This window comes from Saccharophagus degradans 2-40 (assembly GCF_000013665.1).
GTDB classification, from domain to species: domain Bacteria; phylum Pseudomonadota; class Gammaproteobacteria; order Pseudomonadales; family Cellvibrionaceae; genus Saccharophagus; species Saccharophagus degradans.
This window is the reverse complement of the sequence record NC_007912.1, coordinates 1,101,451-1,124,881: the sequence shown is the minus strand read 5'-3', so window position 1 is coordinate 1,124,881 and position 23,431 is coordinate 1,101,451. Positions and strand designations below refer to the sequence as shown.

At 46.4% G+C, this 23,431-nt stretch carries 20 protein-coding genes; 7 read left to right on the top strand and 13 right to left on the bottom strand.

The genetic code is table 11. From position 1 onward, the window contains the following. Positions 1–11 precede the first annotated feature (11 nt). Both SDE_RS04570 and SDE_RS04565 read left to right on the top strand, forming a co-directional pair. A complete protein-coding gene (locus SDE_RS04570) occupies positions 12–551 on the top strand; it encodes an acyltransferase (RefSeq protein ID WP_011467350.1) in 540 nt (179 codons plus the stop codon). Then, complete coding sequence (locus SDE_RS04565) at positions 457–1,401, top strand: lysylphosphatidylglycerol synthase domain-containing protein (protein ID WP_158303854.1); 945 nt, start codon at positions 457–459, stop codon at positions 1,399–1,401. Before SDE_RS04570 ends, SDE_RS04565 begins: the two co-directional genes overlap by 95 nt. On the opposite strand, the gene SDE_RS04560 is transcribed toward SDE_RS04565, so the two are convergent. Together SDE_RS04560 and SDE_RS04555 are read right to left on the bottom strand one after the other, a co-directional pair. Beyond that, entirely contained in the window at positions 1,378–3,303 is a 1,926-nt protein-coding gene (locus tag SDE_RS04560) for a hypothetical protein (RefSeq protein ID WP_041324223.1), read from the bottom strand. The two genes, SDE_RS04565 and SDE_RS04560, sit on opposite strands and share 24 nt — an antisense overlap. Positions 3,304–3,373: 70 nt before the next feature. Further along, positions 3,374–3,793 (bottom strand): pilin, encoded by a 420-nt coding sequence (locus SDE_RS04555; protein ID WP_011467347.1) that lies wholly within the window; start codon positions 3,791–3,793, stop codon positions 3,374–3,376. Between the two features lie 358 nt (positions 3,794–4,151). Between SDE_RS04555 and pilB the strand changes: the two genes are divergently transcribed. From pilB to SDE_RS04530, 5 genes are read left to right on the top strand one after another with little or no spacing between them, the layout of a single operon-like run. Next, positions 4,152–5,873 (top strand): type IV-A pilus assembly ATPase PilB, encoded by a 1,722-nt coding sequence (gene pilB / locus SDE_RS04550; protein ID WP_011467346.1) that lies wholly within the window; start codon positions 4,152–4,154, stop codon positions 5,871–5,873. Positions 5,874–5,876: 3 nt separating this feature from the next. Beyond that, on the top strand, positions 5,877–7,094 hold the full coding sequence (locus SDE_RS04545; protein WP_011467345.1) for a type II secretion system F family protein: 1,218 nt from the start codon (positions 5,877–5,879) through the stop codon (positions 7,092–7,094). Between the two features lie 2 nt (positions 7,095–7,096). Then, a complete protein-coding gene (locus SDE_RS04540; protein WP_011467344.1) occupies positions 7,097–7,993 on the top strand; it encodes a prepilin peptidase in 897 nt (298 codons plus the stop codon). After that, positions 7,993–8,604, top strand: a complete 612-nt coding sequence (gene coaE, locus SDE_RS04535; protein WP_011467343.1) for a dephospho-CoA kinase — start codon at positions 7,993–7,995, stop codon at positions 8,602–8,604. Before SDE_RS04540 ends, coaE begins: the two co-directional genes overlap by 1 nt. A gap of 4 nt (positions 8,605–8,608) precedes the next feature. Then, on the top strand, positions 8,609–8,821 hold the full coding sequence (locus SDE_RS04530; protein WP_011467342.1) for a DNA gyrase inhibitor YacG: 213 nt from the start codon (positions 8,609–8,611) through the stop codon (positions 8,819–8,821). Here the strand turns inward: SDE_RS04530 and SDE_RS04525 are convergent. From SDE_RS04525 to murG, 11 genes are all read right to left on the bottom strand, one after another. Further along, positions 8,818–9,807 carry a Nudix family hydrolase gene (locus SDE_RS04525; protein WP_041324216.1) on the bottom strand — a complete coding sequence of 330 codons (990 nt, stop codon included), beginning with the start codon at positions 9,805–9,807 and terminating at the stop codon, positions 8,818–8,820. The two genes, SDE_RS04530 and SDE_RS04525, sit on opposite strands and share 4 nt — an antisense overlap. Further along, entirely contained in the window at positions 9,788–11,008 is a 1,221-nt protein-coding gene (argJ, locus tag SDE_RS04520) for a bifunctional glutamate N-acetyltransferase/amino-acid acetyltransferase ArgJ (RefSeq protein ID WP_011467340.1), read from the bottom strand. Before argJ ends, SDE_RS04525 begins: the two co-directional genes overlap by 20 nt. Positions 11,009–11,035: 27 nt before the next feature. Further along, complete coding sequence (secA, locus tag SDE_RS04515; RefSeq protein ID WP_011467339.1) at positions 11,036–13,789, bottom strand: preprotein translocase subunit SecA; 2,754 nt, start codon at positions 13,787–13,789, stop codon at positions 11,036–11,038. 112 nt (positions 13,790–13,901) lie between these two features. Further along, on the bottom strand, positions 13,902–14,834 hold the full coding sequence (locus SDE_RS04510; RefSeq protein ID WP_011467338.1) for a M23 family metallopeptidase: 933 nt from the start codon (positions 14,832–14,834) through the stop codon (positions 13,902–13,904). 357 nt (positions 14,835–15,191) lie between these two features. Continuing rightward, positions 15,192–16,103: a UDP-3-O-acyl-N-acetylglucosamine deacetylase gene (lpxC, locus tag SDE_RS04505; protein ID WP_011467337.1), complete on the bottom strand. Its 912-nt coding sequence runs from the start codon at positions 16,101–16,103 to the stop codon at positions 15,192–15,194. Positions 16,104–16,468: 365 nt separating this feature from the next. Next, positions 16,469–17,641, bottom strand: a complete 1,173-nt coding sequence (gene ftsZ, locus SDE_RS04500) for a cell division protein FtsZ (RefSeq protein ID WP_011467336.1) — start codon at positions 17,639–17,641, stop codon at positions 16,469–16,471. 90 nt (positions 17,642–17,731) lie between these two features. Beyond that, a complete protein-coding gene (gene ftsA, locus SDE_RS04495; RefSeq protein ID WP_011467335.1) occupies positions 17,732–18,961 on the bottom strand; it encodes a cell division protein FtsA in 1,230 nt (409 codons plus the stop codon). A gap of 31 nt (positions 18,962–18,992) precedes the next feature. Next, the gene (locus SDE_RS04490; protein WP_011467334.1) at positions 18,993–19,850 is read right to left on the bottom strand and encodes a cell division protein FtsQ/DivIB; all 858 of its coding nucleotides are present in this window, start codon (positions 19,848–19,850) and stop codon (positions 18,993–18,995) included. An 8-nt stretch (positions 19,851–19,858) separates the two neighbouring features. After that, positions 19,859–20,803: a D-alanine--D-alanine ligase gene (locus SDE_RS04485; RefSeq protein WP_011467333.1), complete on the bottom strand. Its 945-nt coding sequence runs from the start codon at positions 20,801–20,803 to the stop codon at positions 19,859–19,861. Between the two features lie 19 nt (positions 20,804–20,822). Beyond that, on the bottom strand, positions 20,823–22,247 hold the full coding sequence (murC, locus tag SDE_RS04480; protein WP_011467332.1) for a UDP-N-acetylmuramate--L-alanine ligase: 1,425 nt from the start codon (positions 22,245–22,247) through the stop codon (positions 20,823–20,825). After that, the gene (murG, locus tag SDE_RS04475; protein WP_011467331.1) at positions 22,240–23,409 is read right to left on the bottom strand and encodes an undecaprenyldiphospho-muramoylpentapeptide beta-N-acetylglucosaminyltransferase; all 1,170 of its coding nucleotides are present in this window, start codon (positions 23,407–23,409) and stop codon (positions 22,240–22,242) included. Before murG ends, murC begins: the two co-directional genes overlap by 8 nt. Positions 23,410–23,431: the final 22 nt, after the last annotated feature.

The following is a 23,431-nucleotide window of genomic DNA, read 5'->3' as shown; positions in this document are numbered from 1 at the left end:
GCAAAAACCACATGCTTAAATTGGCTGCAAGAATATCTGAACCGCTGCTTTTCTGGCTGAGGTGGGTCTACCCCAAAGCAGAAATATACCCCACCTATGTTCTGGCCTATTATTTTATATTCCAAAAATTACTCGGGATAAACTTCCTAACACCTTGGCCAGTTCACTTCACATCTAGGTGCCTCTACCCCAAAAACATCACAATTGGGCTTAACTCAGCGCCAGGGCTTAGCCCCAACTGCTACATCCAAGGAAGATCTGGTATAAAACTAGGAAACAACGTTTTGATTGGTCCTGGCGTAGGCCTGATTAGCTCAAATCACGATATTAATGACTACAGTAAATGGGTTGGCGCCAACCCAATAGAAATAGGCAACAACGTTTGGATAGGCATGAATAGCGTTGTGCTGCCGGGAGTCAAAATTGGAGACAATGTTGCAATAGGAGCCAACTCTGTTGTTAGCAAAAACATCCCCTCCAATTCAATTGCAGTTGGCGCCCCCTGCGTCAAAATTAAAGATAAAGCCCCCTACAAAGGAAAACAATATTAACCTCTCGCCCAAGCTGAGCTGGACCTTAAAACTATTCTATTTAGCCAGTCTAGTTGGGGTTCTCTATTTTTTACACCAAATTAATCTCACAGCAATTCCCGAAATTAAATCTTACACCTTACTAGGTGTCAGCTTCACTCTATTGATGGCCGGACACCTAGCTGATGCCCAAGCATGGAAATCTTCAATCCCATCCAATAACATTAAATATGTTGACGCCTACACTTCAGCAAACCTAAGTATTTTAGGCAAATATATTCCGGGAAAGATCTGGATGCTAATTGGAAGGGGGGCAATAATTCATAAAGAGTACAATTTAGACATTAACACCATTGGAAAGTCACTAGTTAAATATCAGGTAGCTACACTTTTAGCAGGCGCAACCGTCAGCCTTTTTCTCTTCGCCATATTTTTATTTAACAAATCCTCTCACTCACCACCTAACCTCATTCTTACAATAGGCTGCCTCATAGTAATAATTTTATGCACCACCCTAGCCTACCGCCTAACTAGATCCTCGTCTCTACTATGCGCCGGATCAGCAACTTGGATTTTATGGGGCGCAGGATATTTCTGCTTAGTGGGGGCGACGACGAGTTCTCCCCCTCCCGCCATTCTAGCGGCAGTGTTTGGAGCAAGCGCTATAATAGGCATATTAACTCTCATTGCTCCCGGCGGGTTAGGAGCACGAGAAGGCGCGATGGTTAGCCTGCTTCTGATACTAGGCTATTCGAATCAAGACGCGATCGCGATCGCGATATTGGCCAGAATTTGGTTTTTCACTTCAGAGCTTAGCCTGTTTATCTCTGCACTCACAATACAATACTTAAAACGTCCGCCCCTCGGCTAAGCGTCTAATTCTCTCCTCCGTTACCTTGATATCCTCCTCTTTGTATAGATGAGAATATCTATTATGTTTTGGGGCCAATCTAGCCTCTTCTACATAATGCTTAGCTAACTCAAAATCTCCTATTTGCGCAGAATAATAAGCTTGCAGCAAACGCAGGTCATACCTTGGCATTACCTCATAAGCATCACCAAGAATTTTTACCCCAACCTCTACCTCCTGCAACCGTATATGAGCACGAGCTAAAGTTTGCATTGCAATAATTATAGGGATCACCTCCCCCTCAAGCTTCCCAGCCTCTCGCATAGTACCGACCAGCTCCACCAAAAAGCTAGGGCCAACCCCTACACATTGCTCTCGACCTATCTCAGCATCAAATGTTTTTAACATCTGCGCCGCCCCAACATTAATTATTTGCTTTTCAGCCAAGGAAAAAATTCTATCCCGAGTCACATAGGTGATCTCACCCTTCCTTACACACTGCTGGACCCAATATGCCACAAGCAATGAAGGTAACTCATCACCATGAACTGAGATAACATTCTTTACAACACCATCTATACCGTCTGCGTCACCAATATTAATGTAATGATTTAATAACTGATCTTGCGCCCGCTTAGAATTAGGATGCTCTGCAGCCCAGACCTTTGCTTGCGCAACGGAGTCCCCCCAAAGGGCGGATGCTAGTAAAGCCAAACCAAGACAAAGGGCCACGTAAACGCCTACAGCAGCTCTAAGCAACAGCTTAAGCCGCCCCTCACAGCGAGCCACACCAAACGCCAACGCAATAAAAACCCCTAGTATTGGCAAATAATTCCTGTGTTCAAAATAAAGCTCAATTGGTAAAAAGGTTGACTCCAAATAATGCCCCCCAAAAAACCAAAAAATAGGGAATGAAACTAAAAACACTCTCCTAAAATATAATGCCGCACCTAAAAGAAAAGAAATTACAACTACACATAAAAAGGTAGAAAATGGCTGAAACAGCCCGCTGGACGGTTCAAAATCATCATGATAAGGGCTAGCAGTCATCGAAGGAATCAAAGTACCTTTTAAATACTCCAATAAAACTCTCGACTCACTGAGCATTCGCTCAGTAGCACTGAAATCTCGACGACTCCAGAGCTCATTCATATAGTCTAGTCTGGCAAAATAATAGAACACAGGTAAGGCCAAACCCAACACTCCCACGAAACAAATTAGTTTATGGGCCCACTTAGGCCACCCTTGCCTCCCATTAGAAAAAAGGGTGTACTCAATAACAAACACATACACCAAGACCATTAAAACGGTTTCTTTTATCAGCATTCCTAAAGCCAATAAAAAACCAAACAATAAAGTTAACCCCCAGATCCAAGCATCTTTAACATTAAAAACTCGAGACCTGCAGCTCATAAACACTATCAGACACAGCAACGATACAGTGCCCATCAGCAGGGTCATCCTCTGAATCACCATAAAAACAGAAGAAATTTGCAGTGGGTGTATCAACCACAAAAACATTACAAGCAGTGGCAGAAATAGAGGCAACCGATTAACTCCAGAGTTGCCACTATTAAGGGCAAACAAAAGCTGCCTACAAAAAACAAACACCAAAACACCGTTCAACAAATGAATCAATAAGTTAGTGTATTTAAACGAGTATGGATCGGAGGGCCAAGTGTAATCATTAATCAAAAACGTAAGCAAACTCAACGGCCTACCCGTTGAAGTATCTATAGAAAAGACAAAACGCTTAAGATCCAACCAGGTATCCACCCCCCCATTTACCGCCATGTTCGGTAAGTGCACAAAATCATCTAGCAAAAAGGGACCAGACAAACCAGGGGATAAAACGACATAACTAGCACATAAGGAAAGCGCAAACAGCGCAGTAGCTATAAATTGCTGGGTGTTAATTTGCATTGAATGGACCACAAATAGAAAGGGGGTATATAGCTTAAGCCATATACCCCCTTATGACACCAAAGAAAGACTAACGGCAGTTGGAAGGGCGATAGCTATCCTGAACAGTACCACCAGTACATGTCCAATCTACAGTTCCAGTAGCAAAAGTAGGTCGAAATATAATAGTTGAAGCAGCTGTAACACCTGCAGCAGCCTTATAACCCACAGTAATTATACCTCCAGCTCCAACATTCACACTCGATACATATTTACTAGCAATCTGAGTAGGAAGACCAGCAAGAGTGTTGTTTGTGGGGTATGCAGCCAAAGAAATACGATACTCACTCACCGCAGACTTAGCTGCAGCAGCCAAACCAATACCTTCAGAAACTTTTGCACGAGTGGTGTAATCGTTATACGCAGGTAACGCGATTGCAGCCAAAATACCGATAATCGCTACCACGATCATTAATTCGATTAGAGTAAAACCTTGTTGAACTTTCTTCATTTTGAATTCCTCATAGGGGTGTTGTAACTTGCACGATATCAACATACATAAAGTGTGCCAGTTCCAACAAGCCACCTCCCAATCCAGAAAACACAGACCTCAACGCCTAGATAGTTCTCTCAAAGGGAAACTCTCCCCACATAAACCCATAATGGAAGTGACATTTCTTGTCACTGAGCTAACCTTTTTTGACAACGAACTACAATAAACACGCTTACCCCCCAAAAAATGTAAAAAATACAGTATGTTAGTAGCGTTTCTTCAAAATAATGGTAAAGTTTATAGATTGAAAATACTGAGATATAGCTATAGTCAGCTAAGCTTATTACAGAAAAAGGTAAACTTAGGGTGAACAAGCATGGGTAGCCAAGCAATAGTACTTAGCGGTCTAGCAAGGCGATTGGTAAGAGACAGCGTTTTAAACGAAGAAGAAGCGAGGCTAGCCCTTGAAGAAGCAACAAAAGCCAAGTTACCACTCCCTATTTACCTTTCTCAAAAAAGTGGCATTAGCGCCCTCACTATAGCCACAGCAGCCTCGGAAGAGTTCGGCACCCCCCTATGCGATTTACGAGCAGTTAGGAAAGACTCCATACCGGTTGGCCTCGTCGACAAAAAGCTAATAAGTAAACATCACGCCCTTCCCCTTTTTAAACGTGGGAACCGGCTATTTGTAGCCCTAACAGATCCAACCAATCTACATGCTATCGATGAGATTAAATTCAATACAGGATTAACTACAGAAGCAGTACTTGCCGAAGCAGATATCTTAAACACCTATATTGAAGCATATTTAAATGCAGAGGAAGAAAGCCTTAGCGATTCATTAGGAGGCTTAGACGGTGACGGCTTGGACATTGAGGCCGTCGACGAGGAAGGAAGAACACCAGGCGAAGACACCTCTGAAATAGATGAAACCCCTATTGTTCGGTTTGTAAACAAAGTGCTACTAGATGCCATTAAAATAGGTGCTTCAGATATTCACTTTGAGCCTTACGAGAAAACCTATCGGGTTCGATATAGAACAGACGGCATTCTCAAAGAAGTAGCCAGACCCCCAACAAACCTAGCACCAAGAATATCTGCACGACTTAAAGTTATGTCGCAAATGGACATATCTGAACGGCGGGTACCCCAAGATGGCCGCATTAAAATGAAGCTCTCTAAAACGCGCGCCATCGATTTTCGTGTAAACACTCTCCCAACGCTTTTTGGCGAGAAAGTGGTGTTGCGGATCTTAGACCCATCCAGTGCAAAGCTCGGTATTGACGCTTTAGGCTACGAAGATTTTCAGAAAAAGCTATTTATGGATGCCCTCCATCAACCACAGGGCATGATTCTTGTTACTGGCCCAACCGGTTCAGGTAAAACAGTATCTCTTTATACGGGACTGAATATACTAAACACCCCGGAACGAAACATTTCTACCGCGGAAGACCCAGTAGAAATCAACCTTGAGGGTATTAACCAAGTAAACGTTAGTAATAAAGTTGGGCTAACATTTGCCGAAGCTTTACGCTCCTTTCTTCGTCAAGACCCTGATATTGTGATGGTGGGCGAGATACGCGACCTAGAAACAGCGGAAATTGGCATTAAAGCAGCGCAAACAGGTCACTTAGTGCTATCCACGCTTCACACCAACAGTGCCGCTGAAACTTTAACGCGCCTAATGAACATGGGGGTTCCTACGTTTAACGTGGCAACAACCGTAAGCCTGATTATTGCCCAGCGTCTTGCTCGGCGATTATGCTCTGAATGTAAGATACCCGCCGACGATATAACTAACGAGGTATTAACAGAAGAAGGCTTCGACGATATAGGTATAGATAGAAAAGATTTTCAACTTTTTCACCCCAAAGGGTGCGACAAATGTAATAACGGCTATAAAGGCCGCGTAGGTATTTATGAAGTTGTTCGCATTACCCCACAGATATCTCGCATTATAATGAGCGGTGGCAGCGCAATCGACATAGCCGACGCAGCAAAAGAAGCCGGCTTTTTTAACTTACGGGTTGCGGCACTGCGCAAAGCGGCAACAGGCCTAACCAGCTTAGAAGAAGCAAACCGAGTAACCAAGGACTAATTCATGGCAAAGGCAACAACAACCGAAGTTTTTGTTTACAAGGGTGTCGACAAAAAAGGCCAAAAGGTAGAAGGGTCTGTAACCAGCATTAGCTCAGCAATGGCTAAAGCCCAGCTTATAAAACAAGGAGTGAGAGCAAAGAGCATCCGTAAAAAGCCTAAACCTATGTTTGGTGGTGGCAACAAACCCATTAAACCAATGGATATTGCCCTATTTACTCGGCAAATGGCTACAATGATGAAAGCTGGTGTGCCATTAGTACAGAGCTTTGAAATAGTATCAAATGGCTCGGAGAATAAATCGCTAGCCGAGCTTATTCGTCAAATTAAAGACGACGTCGCATCGGGCTCTGGCTTCGCCCCATCGCTTAGAAAACACCCAAAATATTTCGACGAGCTTTTTTGTAATTTAGTAGAATCTGGCGAGCAATCCGGCGCTCTAGAAACCATGCTAGACAGGATTGCCACCTACAAAGAAAAAACAGAGCAGCTAAAAGCCAAAATTAAAAAGGCTCTTACTTATCCTATCGCAGTACTTGTGGTTGCCGGCATTGTCTCCATGATTCTTTTGATCAAAGTGGTGCCGCAGTTCGCTGCGAGCTTCAGCTCATTCGGTGCGGAATTACCAGCCTTTACAATGATGGTTCTTGGCATGTCTGACGCTGCCCAGGAATACTGGCTACAAATAATTGTCATCGTGGTCGCAGCCGTAGTTTGCTTTAAAAAAGCCCGAGAGAAAAGCAAAGCCTTCTCTGATGGAGTCGACAGAGTGATGCTTAAAGCCCCCATAGTAGGCATCATTATCAACCAATCCGTTATGGCTAGGTTTGGCCGAACACTCTCAACCACATTTGCCGCCGGCGTCCCCCTAATCGATGCACTTCAATCTGTAGCAGGCGCAACAGGGAATTCGGTCTACACTGTCGCTGTAGAAAAAGTGAGGGACGAAGTATCCACTGGTACACCACTAAATGTTGCCCTAACAAACACAGGTAAGTTTCCGGCACTACTCATACAAATGACGGCTATCGGCGAAGAGTCGGGCGCGCTCGATACAATGCTAGACAAGGTCGCCAGCTACTATGAAGAAGCGGTAGACAACTCTGTCGATAACCTTACAGCGTTATTAGAGCCTTTAATTATGTCTGTATTAGGAATACTTGTTGGCGGCATGATGATCGCGATGTACCTGCCTATCTTCATGATGGGGCAGGCAATTTAAGCGTGGATTTCACTCATTTTTCAAACTTACAAATTGCCTACATCTATTTCGTCGTCGCCATTATCGGCGCCACAATTGGTAGCTTTTTAAACGTTGTTATCTACCGGCTCCCGCTCTCGTTAATGAAAGGCTGGGAGCAGGAGTGCAAAGAGTTTCTGGCTTCTAAAGGCGAAGCCGAGACTCCAGCACAAAACGAGCAAGAGTCAGAACCCTTCAATATTGCCTTTCCTGCGTCACACTGCCCTAACTGCAAGGCTCCTGTTAAGGCCTGGCAAAACATTCCCATTATTAGTTACTTACTGCTAAAAGGTAAGTGCGCTGCGTGTAATGTAAAAATATCGCTGCGCTACCCTATAGTTGAATTCGTTACTTCGGTATTAAGTATTTGGGTTGTTTACAGCTTGGGGCTAACGGTAGAAGCAGGCTTGGTACTGCTATTAACATGGAGCCTGCTGGTTTTAACGTTAATTGATGTAGACCACCAACTACTGCCAGACAACATTACCCTACCGCTTTTGTGGCTGGGGCTACTTGCGAATACTCAAGGGCATTTTACCGACCTGCAAAGTGCAGTCATTGGTGCTGTTGCAGGCTACCTAGTGCTTTGGAGCGTGTTCTGGTTGTTTAAGCTTGTAACCGGCAAAGAGGGCATGGGCTTTGGGGATTTCAAGTTACTGGCGGCACTTGGCGCTTGGATGGGCTGGCAAGCTCTGCCGGTAATCATTATTTTGTCGTCTGCGGTGGGCGCTATTATTGGTATTGGCGGCATACTTATTTTCGGCAAAGATAAAAACAAGCCTATTCCTTTCGGCCCATATTTAGCCATAGCGGGTTGGATAGCCTTCTTCTGGGGCGACGCCATTACCGGCGCTTACCTTTCCTACGCCACCGGCCAATAATGGCGTTAGTTATTGGCGTTACCGGTGGCATTGGGTCCGGCAAAACCACTGTCACTAATATGTTCGAGCCACTTGGTATTGAGGTGGTAGACACCGACCTTATTGCCCGCGAAGTGGTGCAACCACAGCAACCTTGTCTTGAGGCCATAACTCAACGCTACGGCCCTCAAATATTGCTTGCCGACGGCAACCTTAACCGCAAGAAGCTGCGCGATATTGTTTTTGCCGACAATAGCGAAAGGCTCTGGCTTGAATCCGTTACCCACCCAGCCATTAGGCAACTTACCGTGCAGCGCTTACGTGCGGCCAAATCCCCTTACGTCATACTCTCGTCGCCGTTACTGCTCGAAACCGACCAGTACACACTCACCGACAAGATAGTTGCAGTGGACGTTGACGAAGCGCAGCAAGTTGAACGTGCGAGCGCACGAGACGGGCAAAGCGTAGAGCAAATTCAAGCCATTATGCAAAAACAAATTACTCGCCAAGCTCGGCTCGCCAAGGCCGATTATGTAATTGATAACAGCCATACTTTGGAACACACCCACTCACAGGTGCAGGCCCTTCATCAAACATTTACAATGTTGGCCACAGCAATCGAGCAGAAGTAGAAAAATGAATGTAAAAACACTAGCAGTAGCCTGCCCAACCTGTAAAAAACAGGTGCTTATGACCACCGACTTTCCCAACCGACCGTTCTGCAGCAAGCGCTGCCAAATGATAGATTTTGGTGATTGGGCAGAAGAAAGGCACGCCATTAAAGGGCAAGAGCTTACAGAAGACGAAGATATCGACGATTGTTGGTCGTCGGAGTTTGAGCGAGATTAGACTCCCTGCCCAATACCAATATTTGCTAAAGGGCTAAAAGCGGATATACCCGCGACGCCCTGAGCGCCACAAGCGATCGCCTTACCTACATCACACTCCCCCACTCCACCCAACGCATAAACCGGTACGCGCGCAGCAGCGCAAAACGCTTGCAGAGCACTCCACCCTGCAGCATTTGCACTAGGATGCGAAGCTGTAGCATTCACGGGCGAAAAGAGCACGTATTCCACTCCAAGCTTGTGAGCGGCGTTCAATTCTTCAAGGTTATGGCACGAAGCGCTAAGTAAGCCACCCGAACGAAGCTGCGGCCTCGCCTTTAATGACAAAAGCTGCGCCGAGTTTAAATGTAAATGCAAGGCGTTAACTCGCTCGTACTCTGCCACAGAGGCATTAACCGTAATACCTACTTCAACGCCGACACTTTCAACTGCGCGATTTATCGCTTTGATAAAAACTTCACGCTCACAATTGGGCGAACGCATATGCCAGAGCGTATATCGCTGTTGCACATAAAACTCACTCAGAGCGTCGCAATCGGCAAGGCTTAAAAAGGCTGGCGAAATGGGGAGTATACGAGGCAACTGGAGCGCGCTAATAATGGGGTAATTAGCATCAGGGAAGGTATAGTCTTGCAAGCTAGCAACAGGAACCCAGCGCAATGGCTGCCCCTCTTTACCTGTTGGCTCACCACCAAATTGCTCTACTATGCGTACATCGAGTAATACGGTTTTATCAGCATATTGGTGACGAATAGTGATAAGAGGGGTAATACGCGAGTCGCCGGTTATATCAATACCCAGCTCTTCATGTAGCTCGCGAGCAAGCGCGGCAGCTACAGATTCATTACGCTCTACTTTGCCGCCAGGGAATTCCCAACGTCCGCCCATATGAACATGCTCGGGGCGCTTGGCAATCAAAATGTTGTCGCTAGCATCTTTTATGACACCCACGGCAACATGAACGAGGTTAGCTTCGGTATTCGGCATTTATTCGGATATATTCATGAGATAAGTCAGATGTCCAAATAACGTCTTCAAAATCGCCACGCCCTAAATCCACATTAATAGCAAACTCAGCCTTGCTGACTACGGCTTGGCCTTGCTCTTCAGTATAAGAAGCCGCACGACCACCATCTTCCACAATAAGCGTTTCGTCTAACCAAACTTTTACACCATCTACGTCGAGGTTAGGCACACCGGCGTAACCTATTGCACAAATAATGCGCCCCCAGTTTGGGTCGGAAGCAAACATAGCCGTTTTAATGAGTGGTGAATGAGCAATTGCATAAGCAACATCTACACACTCTTGATGTGTAGCACCGCCGCGCACATGCACAGAAATAAACTTAGTCGCCCCCTCGCCATCGCGAACAATTTGCTGGGCTAACTGCTGATATACATCGATAAGAGCAAAAGCAAACGTTTCTGCCTCTGGTGAAGCCTCATCCACAAGCGTTGCATTACCTGCTTTGCCCGTTGCTATCACCATACATGCGTCGTTAGTGGAGGTGTCGCCATCAATGGTTATGCGATTAAAAGATAAATTAGCCGCGCGCTTTGCAAGCTTGTTTAACAATGCCTGATCTACATCAGCATCTGTTGCAATATAAGCCAGCATGGTCGCCATATTGGGGTTGATCATACCGGCACCCTTGGAAATACCGGTAATTTTAACGACCTTATCGCCAAGGTTAACTTCACACGAAGCGCCTTTAGGGCGAGTATCGGTTGTCATTATAGAGCGACCGGCACGCGTCCAGTTGTCGGCATCTAAAGACTCTATGGCTTGCGGCAACACGTTAATAATTTTATCTGCTGGCAATAGCTCGCCAATTACACCTGTAGAAAAAGGAATAACAGAACTGGCATCTACCTGGGTAAGCCCCGCTAGGGCGTTGCAAGTTTTCATTGCAGCAGCATTACCTAGTTTGCCCGTACAGGCATTGGCATTACCGGAATTAATTAATAAGTAGCGTACATTTTGTTTTGCCAAATGCTGCTTGGCAATTTTTACCGGCTCGGCACAAAACGCATTTTGCGTAAAAACCCCAGCTACGCGCGCGCCTTCGCAAATTTCAAACAAAGTAACATCATCGCGACCAGCACGCTTAATACCGCCTTGGGCAACGCCAATACGCACACCATCAATAATGTGCATTTCCGGCCAAATATCTGGACCAACAGCCATTTAACTACTCCGCTACAAAGTGGGCGCTTAGCCCGTCAACTTGCCGTGGCAAGATTTATATTTTTGGCCCGAACCACATGGGCACGGGTCGTTACGGCCAACTTTAGAGCCGCCGCGCACATAGGGGCGCTCTGGCTTGAGTTCGCTTAGCTCTTCTGGTGTGGCTGGGGTGGCTGGCGCCGCTAACTGCGAAGGCGCTTCTGCGTGACGAAGCTGCATTCTTTGACGCTGACGCTCGGCCTCTTCTTGCCTGCGCTTTTCCATTTCATTCATTTGTTCTTCGGTCATGGGCTGCACGCGGAACAACAGGCGAATAACGTCGTGCTTTAAGCTCTCTAGCAAGGTCTGGAACATTTCAAACGATTCGCGCTTGTATTCTTGCTTGGGGTTTTTCTGTGCGTACGCACGTAACCCAATACCTTGACGCAAGTGATCCATGTTTTGTAGGTGCTCTTTCCACAACTGATCCAATACATGCAGCATCAATTGTTTTTCTAGCATGACAACGGAGTTGCCCAACTGCTCGCGCTTAACATTGTAAGCATCATCCATTGCTTGGGTAATCTTATCGCGCAAGCTCTCTTCATTTAGCTTATCGTCATCATCCAACCATTTTTGAATAGGCAGTTGCACTCCGTATTCGTTGGCTAAGCTTTGCTCCAGCCCCGCCACATCCCATTGCTCTTCTACACTTTGTGGTGGAATGAAGCCTGCAATCACATCAGCTATAACATCTTGACGAATACCATCAATAGCGTCGTGGATTTCGTCGGCATCTAACAATTCATTACGCTGCGAGTAAATTACACGGCGCTGATCGTTAGCAACATCATCGTATTCCAATATTTGCTTACGGTAGTCGAAGTTCCGCCCTTCCACTTTGCGCTGAGCTTTTTCGATGGCGTTAGTCACCATGCGGTGCTCAATCGCTTCGCCTTTCTCCATACCGATAGATTGCATAAAGCTGCGCATGCGATCCGACGCGAATATACGCATCAAGTTGTCTTCTAAAGATAGGTAGAAGCGAGACAAACCAGGGTCGCCCTGACGCCCTGCACGACCGCGTAACTGGTTATCAATGCGGCGAGATTCGTGGCGTTCGGTTCCAATAATATGCAAACCACCCGCGGCAACGACTTGGTCGTGACGGGTTTGCCACTCGCTCTTCACCTTGGCAATTTGCTCTTCTGTTGGGTTTTCCAATTTAGCCAGTTCAGCCTCAAGGTTACCACCCAATACAATATCGGTGCCACGGCCAGCCATGTTGGTTGCGATGGTCACATTACCTGGACGGCCCGCATTGGCAATAATTTCAGCTTCGCGCTCATGCTGTTTTGCGTTAAGTACTTCGTGGGGGATATCCGCCTTTTTTAAACGCTCAGACATCGCCTCGGATGTTTCAACCGACGCCGTACCCACCAATACCGGTACACCTTTAGCGCGGTACTCATTAACATCGCGCACAATCGCTTCGTACTTTTCTTCCACCGACAAGAATACAAGGTCGTTCAAGTCTGTACGCTGAATAGGTTTATTGGTTGGGATTACCACAACATTTAAACCGTAAATATGACGGAACTCAAACGCTTCAGTATCCGCTGTACCGGTCATACCAGAGAGCTTGGGATAAATACGAAAATAGTTCTGGAAAGTTGTAGAAGCAAGCGTTTGGCTCTCTGCCTGAATTTGCAGGCCTTCTTTGGCTTCCAAAGCTTGGTGCAAACCTTCAGACAACCTCCGCCCCGCCATAGTACGACCCGTATGCTCATCGATAAGCACGACCTGATCGTTTTGAATAATATATTCAACATTGCGATGGAAAAGCACATGCGCTTTTAGTGCGGCGTACACGTGATGCAATAAACCTAAATTGCCAGCGGCGTACAAGCTATCATCTTCTTTCAGCAGGCCCGCTTTAGTAAGTGTATCCTCGATAACCTCATGGCCCATTTCGGTAAGCTCTACCTGACGCGTTTTCTCGTCTAGGGTGTAATGGCCTAATTCACTGGGCTCTTCGCCTTTTTCAACAATTTCTTGGCGCTTCAGCGAAGGGATAAACTTATTTATGGCGCGGTACAGCTCAGAGCTATCTTCTGCTGCCCCAGAAATAATCAATGGAGTACGAGCCTCATCGATAAGGATCGAATCCACCTCATCCACAATGGCAAAGTTTAATGGGCGCTGCATGCGATCTTCTTTACGCAACGCCATATTGTCGCGCAAATAATCAAAACCGAACTCGTTGTTAGTGCCGTAAGTAATGTCGGCTGCGTATGCTTCACGCTTCTCCTGCTGTGGCTGCATTGAATACACAGACCCAGTAGTCAGCCCTAGCGCGGCGTATAGTGGTGTCATCCAATTAGCGTCGCGGCGAGCAAGGTAGTCGTTCACAGTAACAATATGCACACCCTTGCCCGAAATTGCGTTTAAGTAGGCTGCGAGTGTCGCCATAAGGGTTTTACCCTCACCAGTGCGCATCTCAGCTATGCAGCCCTCGTGCAGCGTCATACCACCAATAAGCTGTACATCAAAATGGCGCATACCCATAACGCGCTTACTCGCTTCTCTAGCAGCGGCAAAAGCTTCGGGCAGCAGCGCATTTAAGCTTTCGCCATCTTGATGTCGTTTTTTAAACTCAGCCGTTTTAGCTTTTAGCTCTTCATCCGTTAGCTTCACGAAAGTAGACTCTAACTCATTAATGAGTTTTACCTGCTTGCCCATTCGCTTTAATTCACGATCGTTTTTAGAGCCAAAGATGCTGCGTAATATTTTGCCAAACATAGTTATACCAATCCAAAATGAGGGCCCCGCGCCAGAAAGCACTCCCAAAAACGCGAGATTTTATAGCAATTTGATGAGGAAAGTGTGAAAAAGGTGTGAAATGGCGGCGTAGTTAACGACTTGCCCGATGAATATAAGTAGATGGGTCGACTGCGCGACCGTGCTTGTAGACTTCGAAATGTACATGGGGGCCTGTTGAACGGCCACTTGAACCCATTAAAGCTATAACTTGGCCTTTCTTAACAACATCGCCCACTTTAACAAGATTTTCTTTGCAGTGGCCGTAACGGGTTTTATAGCCGTTACCATGGTTAATTTCTACCAAGTTACCGTAACCGCTGCGCTCGCTAGACCAAGTAACTACCCCAGAAGCCACCGCGACAATATCGCTGCCTTCTTTACCCGCAAAATCGACACCTTCATGCCATGCTACACGCCCTGTAAACGGGTCTGTGCGGCGGCCAAAACGGGAGGACATCCACCCTTTATTAATAGGGCGCCCAGCCAAAAACACTTCATCTTGTAACTTGCGGTTGGCAAGCAGTGCTTCGAGGGTATTAAGCTGCTGTTGGCGGTCTTCTATTTGAGAGGCAAGCTGATCGAGGGTAGCTTGAAAATCGGGGGCGGTAACGTGTTCTTCTTCTATTGCCTGCTCGGGGCCACCTAGAGCTGGCATCTGACTAAAATCGAACTCACCGTTATCGAGGTGAGCCATACCGGTTAGTCGCTCACCCAGTGCATCAATCCTAACCAGCCTAGCCTGCAGTTCGGCCACTCGCATGGTTAATGCCGCGAGTTTTTGCTCTGTTTGCAGTCGCGCTTGCTCTACTTGCTGAGCTTGCTCGTTTAGCGCGGCTACCCATGCTTGACGAGATCCTGGGTTGAGAAATTCGGAGTCGGACTCGGTGTCAAAGTACTTCAAGGCGCCTAGCGTTATACCCACCGGCAGCCCCAATATACAGGCTGAGATAAGCGCACGCTTCCACGCTCCCAGCGTAAAGCTGCGAGTGTTTCCGTGACGTTTACTTACGACGATAATTTTCATTGATCGAATCGCATGTGCACTTAGTGAGTAAAAGGGAGCCTATTGACGCTCAGCGCATTATTATTCTTGCTCAAACCATGAAAATAGTTACAAAACCGAATAAAACAGGGCCGCTCACAACAAACCGTTAGTATAATAATTGTTCAATCTCGCACTAGCTGCAAGATTTATATGAGACTTAAATCACACGGGTCAAGACTATGGCACATTTAACCACAGCATTTCAACTTTCGTTGAGGTTATGGCCGTAAATGTGTGCCAGCTTTACGTTTTTCAACTCCAGGCCAGACCAAATTTTGAGCTTATAAAACGTAAAAAAGCGCCAAATGGCGCCTTTTTCAACAAGCCTAATTACAGCTACACAGCTAGTAACGGCTTAATGTAAGAGATTGGCGCAACTTCGTCATCTTCGAAAGTTACCATTTCCCAAGCATCTTCCTGCTTGATTAACTCCAAAAGCGATTTATTGTTCAAGCCGTGACCAGACTTGTACGCCTTATATTCACCAATAAGGCTTGTACCCAATAAGTACAAATCGCCAATTGCATCTAGAATTTTGTGTTTTACAAACTCATCTTCGTAGCGCAGACCGTCTTCGTTCAAAATTCGAAACTTATCAACCACAATGGCGTTATCTACGCTGCCGCCTTTGGCCAAGCCTTTGGAGCGCAAATATTCAATTTCGTGCATAAACCCGAAAGTGCGCGCACGAGACACCTCTTTTACAAACGAAGTGCTTGAAAAATCGACCGTGGCATCTAATTTGCGCCCGCGAAATACGGGGTGGTCGAAATCAATGGTAAAAGAAACCTTAAAACCTTCAAAAGGCAGAAAACTTGCGCTTTTATCGCCATCTTGAACGGTGATAGGCTTTTTAATACGAATAAACTTTTTGGCCGCATTTTGCTCAACGATGCCAGCAGACTGAATTAGAAACACAAATGGGCCGGCACTGCCGTCCATAATTGGCACTTCGTCGGCACTTACTTCAATAATGGCATTATCGATGCCCAACCCCGCCATTGCAGATAGCAGATGCTCTACGGTAGACACCCGCACACCATCTTGAATAAGGGTTGTAGACAGAGTGGTATCGCCAACATTGGCCGCTTTCGCAGGAATTTCCACCACAGGATTCAAATCTACCCGGCGAAAAACTATTCCGGCATCAACAGGTGCTGGTAACAGGGTCAAATACACTTTTTGACCTGTGTGTAACCCAACTCCAGTAGCGCGAATTTCGTTTTTTAAGGTTCTTTGCTTGATCATCTATATGACTCTATGTGTGGAGCTGGAAAAGCGGCGCGCATCATACCAGAAAGAATGATGCACCTCCAGCGCTTTGGTTAAGTTTTAATCAGCAGCAAATATCCCTATCTTTGCTTACCGCTGCCACCATTCCGTTTATTAAAACTGCCCTTACTACGCCTGCAAACCTTAGACCCAAGGTGCCAGTATGAGTTCGGGCAATACTTAATTAATTCCGTCGAATTGCCAATTATCAAGAGCAATTCACAAAATGGTTTTATATAGGCGCAACCAAGCTTAGGGAGTGGGGAACTCCGAACCTAAGCTTTTTATAACACCAAACAGCAACGACTAAACCATTTATACGCTAAGTGTTAGCCGCCTTATTAGTCTGCTTGCTTACGCAAAAATGCTGGAATATCTAGGTATTCCATGTCTTTGTCTTGGGCGTCCAATGCTGCCGCCGCAGTTGCCTGGCGCGTTGGGTTAGAACGCATAACAGTTGGCTTATCCAAGGCTGCATAGTTTGGTTTGCCGTCGGCACCGCGAGTGTTGTCGATAACTACTTTAGTTTCTGCAGGCTTGGTTTCTAACTTAGCACCCACAGCACCTAAACCCGTTGCTACAACGGTAACGCGAATTTCTTCAGACATTTCAGGGTCGATAACAGTACCCACTACTACAGTTGCATCACCAGATGCGAACTCTTCAATGGTATCACCCACTTCGGTGAATTCACCCAAAGACAAGTCCATACCGGCGGTAATGTTAACCAAAATACCTTTGGCACCGTGCAAGTTAACGTCTTCAAGTAACGGGCTGCGAATAGCCGCTTCTGCTGCTTCACGCGCGCGGTTTTCACCTTTTGCGTAGCCGCTACCCATCATCGCCATTCCCATTTCAGACATAACTGTACGTACATCTGCAAAATCGACGTTGATCATACCAGGGCGAATAATTAAATCTGCAATACCTTGCACCGCGCCAAGCAATACATTGTTTGCAGCTTTAAATGCATCTAACAAACTGGTTGCTTTACCTAACACAGAAAGTAGCTTTTCGTTAGGAATAGTGATTAAAGAATCCACGCGATCCTGTAATTGCTTAATACCTTCTTCTGCGATAGCCAATCGTTTTTTACCTTCAAATGGGAAAGGCTTAGTGACGATAGCAACGGTTAAAATACCTAACTCGCGCGCGACTTCTGCAACAACTGGTGCACCACCTGTACCAGTACCACCGCCCATACCTGCGGTAATGAATACCATATCTGCACCGCTTAATACTTCGGCGATGCGCTCGCGATCTTCCATTGCAGCTTGGCGACCAATTTCTGGATTTGCGCCAGCGCCCAAACCTTTAGTAATGGCATTACCCAACTGTAATACAGTGCGCGCATCTACATCTTTCAACGCTTGGGCGTCAGTATTTGCGCAAATAAATTCTACACCTTCCACAGAGTTGTCGATCATGTGCTTAACAGCGTTACCGCCGCCGCCGCCAACGCCAACCACCTTAATAACAGCGTTTTGTGGAATGTTATCTACTAGTTCAAACATAATTGTGTTCCCCTTTTTCCTTACTCTTGCGAGTGTTAAATCAACAGCAGGGTGGGTCTACCCTGCCGCATGATATCTATTAAATTTGTTTTAAAAATTGCGCTGAAACCAAGATTTCAAACGACTAACTGCACTTTCTCCTGACGGAGTAGAGTGAGCTCTTTCACCTTTTTGTTGTTCCGCCCCGTATAGCAACAAGCCAACGCCGGTTGAATATATTGGGTTAGTTACAATATCTTTTAAGCCTTTCACACCTTGAGGCGCGCCCAAGCGCACAGGCATATGGAAAATCTCTTCAGCCAAATCAACCACGCCCTCCATTTTGGAGGTGCCGCCAGTTAACACAATGCCGGCTGCAACCATATCTTCAAACCCACTGCGACGAAGCTCTGCTTGTACAAGCGTAAACAATTCGTCATAACGCGGCTCCACAACTTCAGCCAAAGCTTGGCGAGATAAGTCCCTCGCGGGTCTATCGCCAACACTCGGCACTTTTATTGTTTCTTCGGCGCCGGTTAATTTTGCCAGCGCACACGCGTATTTAATTTTTATTTCCTCGGCATATTGCGTAGGCGTGCGCAACGCCATTGCAATATCGTTCGTCACTTGGTCCCCTGCAATGGGGATAACGCCCGTATGGCGAATCGCACCCTCGGTAAAGATAGCGATATCGGTTGTACCGCCACCTATATCGACCATACATACACCGAGCTCTTTTTCGTCGTCGGTAAGCACTGCATAACTTGAAGCCAGCTGCTCCAAAATAATATCTTCTACTTCAAGGCCGCAGCGACGAATACACTTCTCAATGTTTTGCGATGCATTTACGGCGCAAGTTACCAAATGCACTTTGGCTTCTAAACGTACACCAGACATGCCTAGCGGCTCTTTAACGCCTTCTTGTTCATCAATTAAATATTCTTGCGGCAGAATATGTAATATGCGCTGATCGGCAGGAATAGCCACGGCCTGTGCAGCGTCAATAACGCGATCTAAATCCTGCGCGAATACTTCGCGATCTTTAATTGCAACAATACCGTGCGAATTCAAGCTGCGAATATGATTACCAGCAATACCGGCGTATACCGAGTGGATAGAGCAGCCAGCCATCAATTCAGCCTCTTCAATAGCGCGCTGAATGCTTTGCACCGTGGATTCAATATTCACCACCACGCCTTTTTTCAGGCCTACCGATTTATGCGAGCCAATACCAACTATCGATAGTTCGCCTTCGGCTGATATCTCCCCGACAATCGCAACAACCTTAGACGTTCCGATATCTAGGCCGACAATCATTTTGCCCCCGTTTGCATTTGCCATTTTTTAAAACCCTACCCGTTTACTTAAATCTTTAATGTGTTGCGCTCACTATTTTGGTTGACTCGGTATCTTCGTACCACTCAACAGCCAGCCCACTTTCGTAACGCAAATCCACTCGTTTAATTTTGTGCTTCACTCCTGCCAAATGTTTTTCGTACACAAGCAAAAAGTTTTGTAATTTTACTGTTACTTCATCCTGGCCCAGCACTAACAACATACTGTTATCTAACACCAACTCCCACGAGCGTTTACTATCTACTTGCACCCCTTTTAAGTTTAGGCCACGACTAGCAAGAAGCCTTGCCATTTCCAAATAAGTTTTCGCAATTTCGTTACTTAAATGTTCATCGCCAAACAATAACGGCAAATTTTCTAACGACTCGTTATTATCAACATGGATTAACGCACCGTATTGATTAATAAAACCACTGTTACCCCATCTCGCAATAGGTTTTTGCTCTATAACAGTTATAACTAAACCATCTGGCCACACCCGTTGCAGCCGCACGTCGTACACCCATGGGTCGGCTTCAACTTTTTGTTTGATTTCAACCAGGTTCAAATCAACAAAGTTGCCATTTAACGATTCAGAAACAATGCTCTGAATACGCTCTTTTGCCAAAAACTCAAACTCACCTTTAATACTAATATTTGCTAAAGGTTTGTTTGCTACACCTTGCACTTCGGCGCGCAACGCCAACCAATCAACTTGCGCAACCAACCATATACATGCGCAAGGCAACACTAACCACTTGGCTGTATTTGCAAGCCACCGCCTCACCCTGCCGGGCTCGCCAGCTACGGGCTTGCGTTTGGTTGTAGAAACTGCCCCACGCGTTTTTTTCGACGGTTTAGGTGGCAGTTTTTTTGTTATGCGACTACCGGTCATTGCCACGTTTATACCAATGTCTGCGCAAGAATTTCTAAAACCAATTCATTAAATTCTATACCCGACTGCCGAGCTGCCATTGGAACCAAACTGTGATCGGTCATACCGGGTACGGTATTTACTTCCAACAAATAAAAATTACCTGCTTCATCCTGCATAAAATCAACGCGCCCCCAACCTTTACATCCCACGGCAGCGAAAGCTTGCTGAGCGATAGATTGAAGCTCCGCTTCTTTCTCTTGTGTAAGACCACAAGGGCAAAGATACTGAGTGGTATTGGACACATACTTTGCGTCGTAATCGTAAAAAACGTGATCAGTTTTTAATCCTATTGCCGGCAATGCAACACCGTTTAATACCGCAACGGTAAACTCTCGCCCAACAATTCGACGCTCAACTAATACCTTTGCGTCGTAGTGAGCAGCTTTTTCGTAGGCGGCTTTTAGCTCCTGCGCTGTGCTCACCACACTCATGCCAATGCTCGACCCCTCGTGTGCAGGCTTTACAAAACCTTGCCCTCCCAGAGAATCTAATACCGCTTGCCAATCACTATTTTCTACAAGCGACGCGTATTCAGGCGTTACCAAACCGACACTTTGCCAAACCTGTTTGGTTTTTAATTTGTCCATCGCCAAAGCGGAAGCGGCGTGATCGCTACCGGTGTAAGGAATAGCCAACCAGTCTAAGACTGCTTGCATTTTTCCGTCTTCACCACCGGGCCCATGCAAAGCAATAAATACACGGTCAGGAGCAAACGCTTCAATTTTCGCTATCGCATCGGCTTGCACATCTAAACCGTGCGCGTCCACGCCGCCCGCTTGCAGCGCTTGTAGCACCGCAGCACCGCTGCGCAGAGATACCTCTCGTTCAGATGACGTGCCACCAAACAGCACCAAAGTACGACCCAATGCAGCCGTATTGCCATCAAACTTTTTTACATAAGTCGTTGTCATCGTTACTGTAATTTCGCTGTTAACCTAAATTTCGTTTAGCTAATTCTTTCGCCAAGGTGCCAACGTTACCTGCGCCTTGCGTGATGATAATGTCGCCGGGTTGCACAATATCTTTTATCACCGCCGGCACACCTTCAACGCCTTCTACAAATATTGGGTCTACCACTCCGCGCGTACGAATTGTGCGGCTTAAATGCCGGCTGTCTGCGCCTGGAATTGGGTCTTCACCTGCCGAGTAAACCTCGAGCAAAACAAGTTGATCGACGGTAGACAACACTTCGACAAAATCTTCGTACAAATCGCGTGTGCGCGAATATCTGTGCGGTTGATACACCATGACTAACCGGCGATCGGGCCAGCCATCGCGCACTGCTGCAATCGTTGCAGCGACTTCTCGCGGGTGATGACCGTAATCATCCACAAGCATGGCCGTTGGCCCTGCACCCACTTCAAATTCGCCGTAAATTTCAAAACGACGACCCACACCCATAAAATTGGCTAACCCGTTTTGAATCGCGTCGTCGTCTACTTTTTCTTCACTGGCAACCGCCACAGCTGCGGTCGCATTTAAAACGTTGTGCTTACCAGGCATATTCAAAAATAGCTCTAAGGTTGCAAGGCCTTCTGGGCGCGCAACTTTGAAGCGTAATTTGGAGCCATCTTGGCGCACATCAAACGCGCGATAATCGCTATCTTCGTTAAAACCATAGGTAACCACCGAGCGAGAGATAGCAGGTATTAGCTCTGTCACTATGGGGTCGTCGCCACACACAACAGCCAAACCATAAAATGGCAAGTTGTGTAAAAAGTCGATAAAGGTTTGCTTTAGTTTTGAAAAGTCACCTTCGTAAGTATCCATATGATCGGCATCAATATTGGTAACTACGGATACCATCGGCTGCAGATGCAAGAACGACGCGTCACTCTCGTCGGCTTCCGCCACCAAATAACGGCTTTCGCCTAAGCCAGCATTACTACCGGCACTATTTAAAAGACCACCAATAATAAAGGTTGGATCTTTTTTACCAGCAGCCAAAATTGACGAAATTAAACTGGTTGTGGTTGTTTTACCATGCGTACCCGCTACAGCAATACCGTGGCGATAACGCATTAGCTCGCCCAGCATTTCTGCACGGCGCACAATAGGAATACGTTTTTCGCGCGCTTCCATTAACTCGGGGTTACCCGATTCAACCGCACTGGAATTAACAACAACGCTGGCACCATCTACATTGGTTGCGTGGTGACCGATAAAAACATGCACACCCATTCCCGCTAAGCGACGGGTTACGTCTGACTCGCGAAGATCGGAACCAGAAATTTCATAGCCTTGGTTAAGCAACACTTCTGCTATGCCGCTCATACCTGCACCGCCAATTCCGACAAAATGGATTCGACGAATACGGCGCATTTCTGGCACTTGATGGATGGTAACTTCAGTCATGTATCAATTCCTCGCAGAAGTCTGCGAATTTTTCTGCCGCATGCGGCTTAGATTGCTGCTTTGCTTTAACCGCCATTTGCTGCAAACGCTCTCGGCCGGCTAATAACTCGTTTAATAGAACTGCCAAAATTTCTGGGCTAAGTTCCTTTTGTTGCTTCACTACTGCGGCGCCACACTGCACTAAAAAATCGGCATTTTTAGTTTGGTGATCGTCTATTGCATAAGGGAAAGGTATAAACACTGCCCCCAGTCCAACTGCCGCCAATTCCGATACTGTTAAAGCGCCCGAACGACAGATTGCAAAATCGGCCCACTCTAACGCTTCAGACATCAATTCTATGTATGGCACTACATTGGCTTTTACACCTGCCAGCGCATAACTTTCTTTTGTTGCTTCTAACTTATCTTTACCTGTTTGGTGCACTATCTGAAAAGGTAAGGCCTTATTCACCTTACCAAACGCCGCGGGCACCATTTCGTTAATGGCTAACGCTCCACGGCTTCCACCTAAAACCAATACTTTTATGGGCCCTTCTTTCTGCGCAAAACGCTGCTGCGGAGGCGCCACCGTTTCTATATCTTTTCTAACGGGGTTTCCAACAAACACCCCATTTTTTAAACTACCCGGAAACGCCACCAGCGTAAGATTTGCGAACCTGCGCAAAATTTTATTGGTGGTTCCTGCTGCGGCATTCTGTTCGTGAATCACCAGTGGTATTTTCAGTTTTCTGGCGGCCATGCCACCGGGTCCAGCAACAAAACCACCCATACCAATCACTAAAGCAGGCCTAAGCTTTTGCAATATTTGCTTGGCTTGCTCTATAGCCTTTAAAACGCGAAACGGCGCGGCCAATAAAGCCATGCGGCCTTTGCCGCGAACTCCCGAAATTTCAATTTCGGAAAAAGCTATATCAAAACCCATTTGCTCGCTGGCTTTAGCGACTAGCTCTTTTTCCATTCCACCGCGCGAGCCCAACCACGCAATGTTAAACCCCCGTTGGTGCATTGCTTCGGCAACCGCAAGGCCTGGGTATACATGCCCGCCTGTACCACCGGCCATAATCACCACTGTTTTGGGGCGCTCGATAAACTTTCGCGCTACAACTTTTCGCACCGTGCGTTTTTCGCTCGCGCTAGTACTGTCTGCTTGTGAGCGACTCATGTTTAACGCAGTCTCATTCACG

Coding starts and splice junctions, on each gene's coding strand:
- SDE_RS04570 (WP_011467350.1), top strand. CDS start 12: ATGCTTAAATTGGCTGCAAGAATATCTGAACCGCTGCTTTTCTGGCTG.
- SDE_RS04560 (WP_041324223.1), bottom strand. CDS start 3,303: ATGCAAATTAACACCCAGCAATTTATAGCTACTGCGCTGTTTGCGCTT.
- SDE_RS04555 (WP_011467347.1), bottom strand. CDS start 3,793: ATGAAGAAAGTTCAACAAGGTTTTACTCTAATCGAATTAATGATCGTG.
- pilB (WP_011467346.1), top strand. CDS start 4,152: ATGGGTAGCCAAGCAATAGTACTTAGCGGTCTAGCAAGGCGATTGGTA.
- SDE_RS04545 (WP_011467345.1), top strand. CDS start 5,877: ATGGCAAAGGCAACAACAACCGAAGTTTTTGTTTACAAGGGTGTCGAC.
- coaE (WP_011467343.1), top strand. CDS start 7,993: ATGGCGTTAGTTATTGGCGTTACCGGTGGCATTGGGTCCGGCAAAACC.
- SDE_RS04530 (WP_011467342.1), top strand. CDS start 8,609: ATGAATGTAAAAACACTAGCAGTAGCCTGCCCAACCTGTAAAAAACAG.
- SDE_RS04525 (WP_041324216.1), bottom strand. CDS start 9,807: ATGCCGAATACCGAAGCTAACCTCGTTCATGTTGCCGTGGGTGTCATA.
- argJ (WP_011467340.1), bottom strand. CDS start 11,008: ATGGCTGTTGGTCCAGATATTTGGCCGGAAATGCACATTATTGATGGT.
- secA (WP_011467339.1), bottom strand. CDS start 13,789: ATGTTTGGCAAAATATTACGCAGCATCTTTGGCTCTAAAAACGATCGT.
- SDE_RS04510 (WP_011467338.1), bottom strand. CDS start 14,834: ATGAAAATTATCGTCGTAAGTAAACGTCACGGAAACACTCGCAGCTTT.
- lpxC (WP_011467337.1), bottom strand. CDS start 16,103: ATGATCAAGCAAAGAACCTTAAAAAACGAAATTCGCGCTACTGGAGTT.
- ftsZ (WP_011467336.1), bottom strand. CDS start 17,641: ATGTTTGAACTAGTAGATAACATTCCACAAAACGCTGTTATTAAGGTG.
- ftsA (WP_011467335.1), bottom strand. CDS start 18,961: ATGGCAAATGCAAACGGGGGCAAAATGATTGTCGGCCTAGATATCGGA.
- SDE_RS04490 (WP_011467334.1), bottom strand. CDS start 19,850: ATGACCGGTAGTCGCATAACAAAAAAACTGCCACCTAAACCGTCGAAA.
- SDE_RS04485 (WP_011467333.1), bottom strand. CDS start 20,803: ATGACAACGACTTATGTAAAAAAGTTTGATGGCAATACGGCTGCATTG.
- murC (WP_011467332.1), bottom strand. CDS start 22,247: ATGACTGAAGTTACCATCCATCAAGTGCCAGAAATGCGCCGTATTCGT.
- murG (WP_011467331.1), bottom strand. CDS start 23,409: ATGAGTCGCTCACAAGCAGACAGTACTAGCGCGAGCGAAAAACGCACG.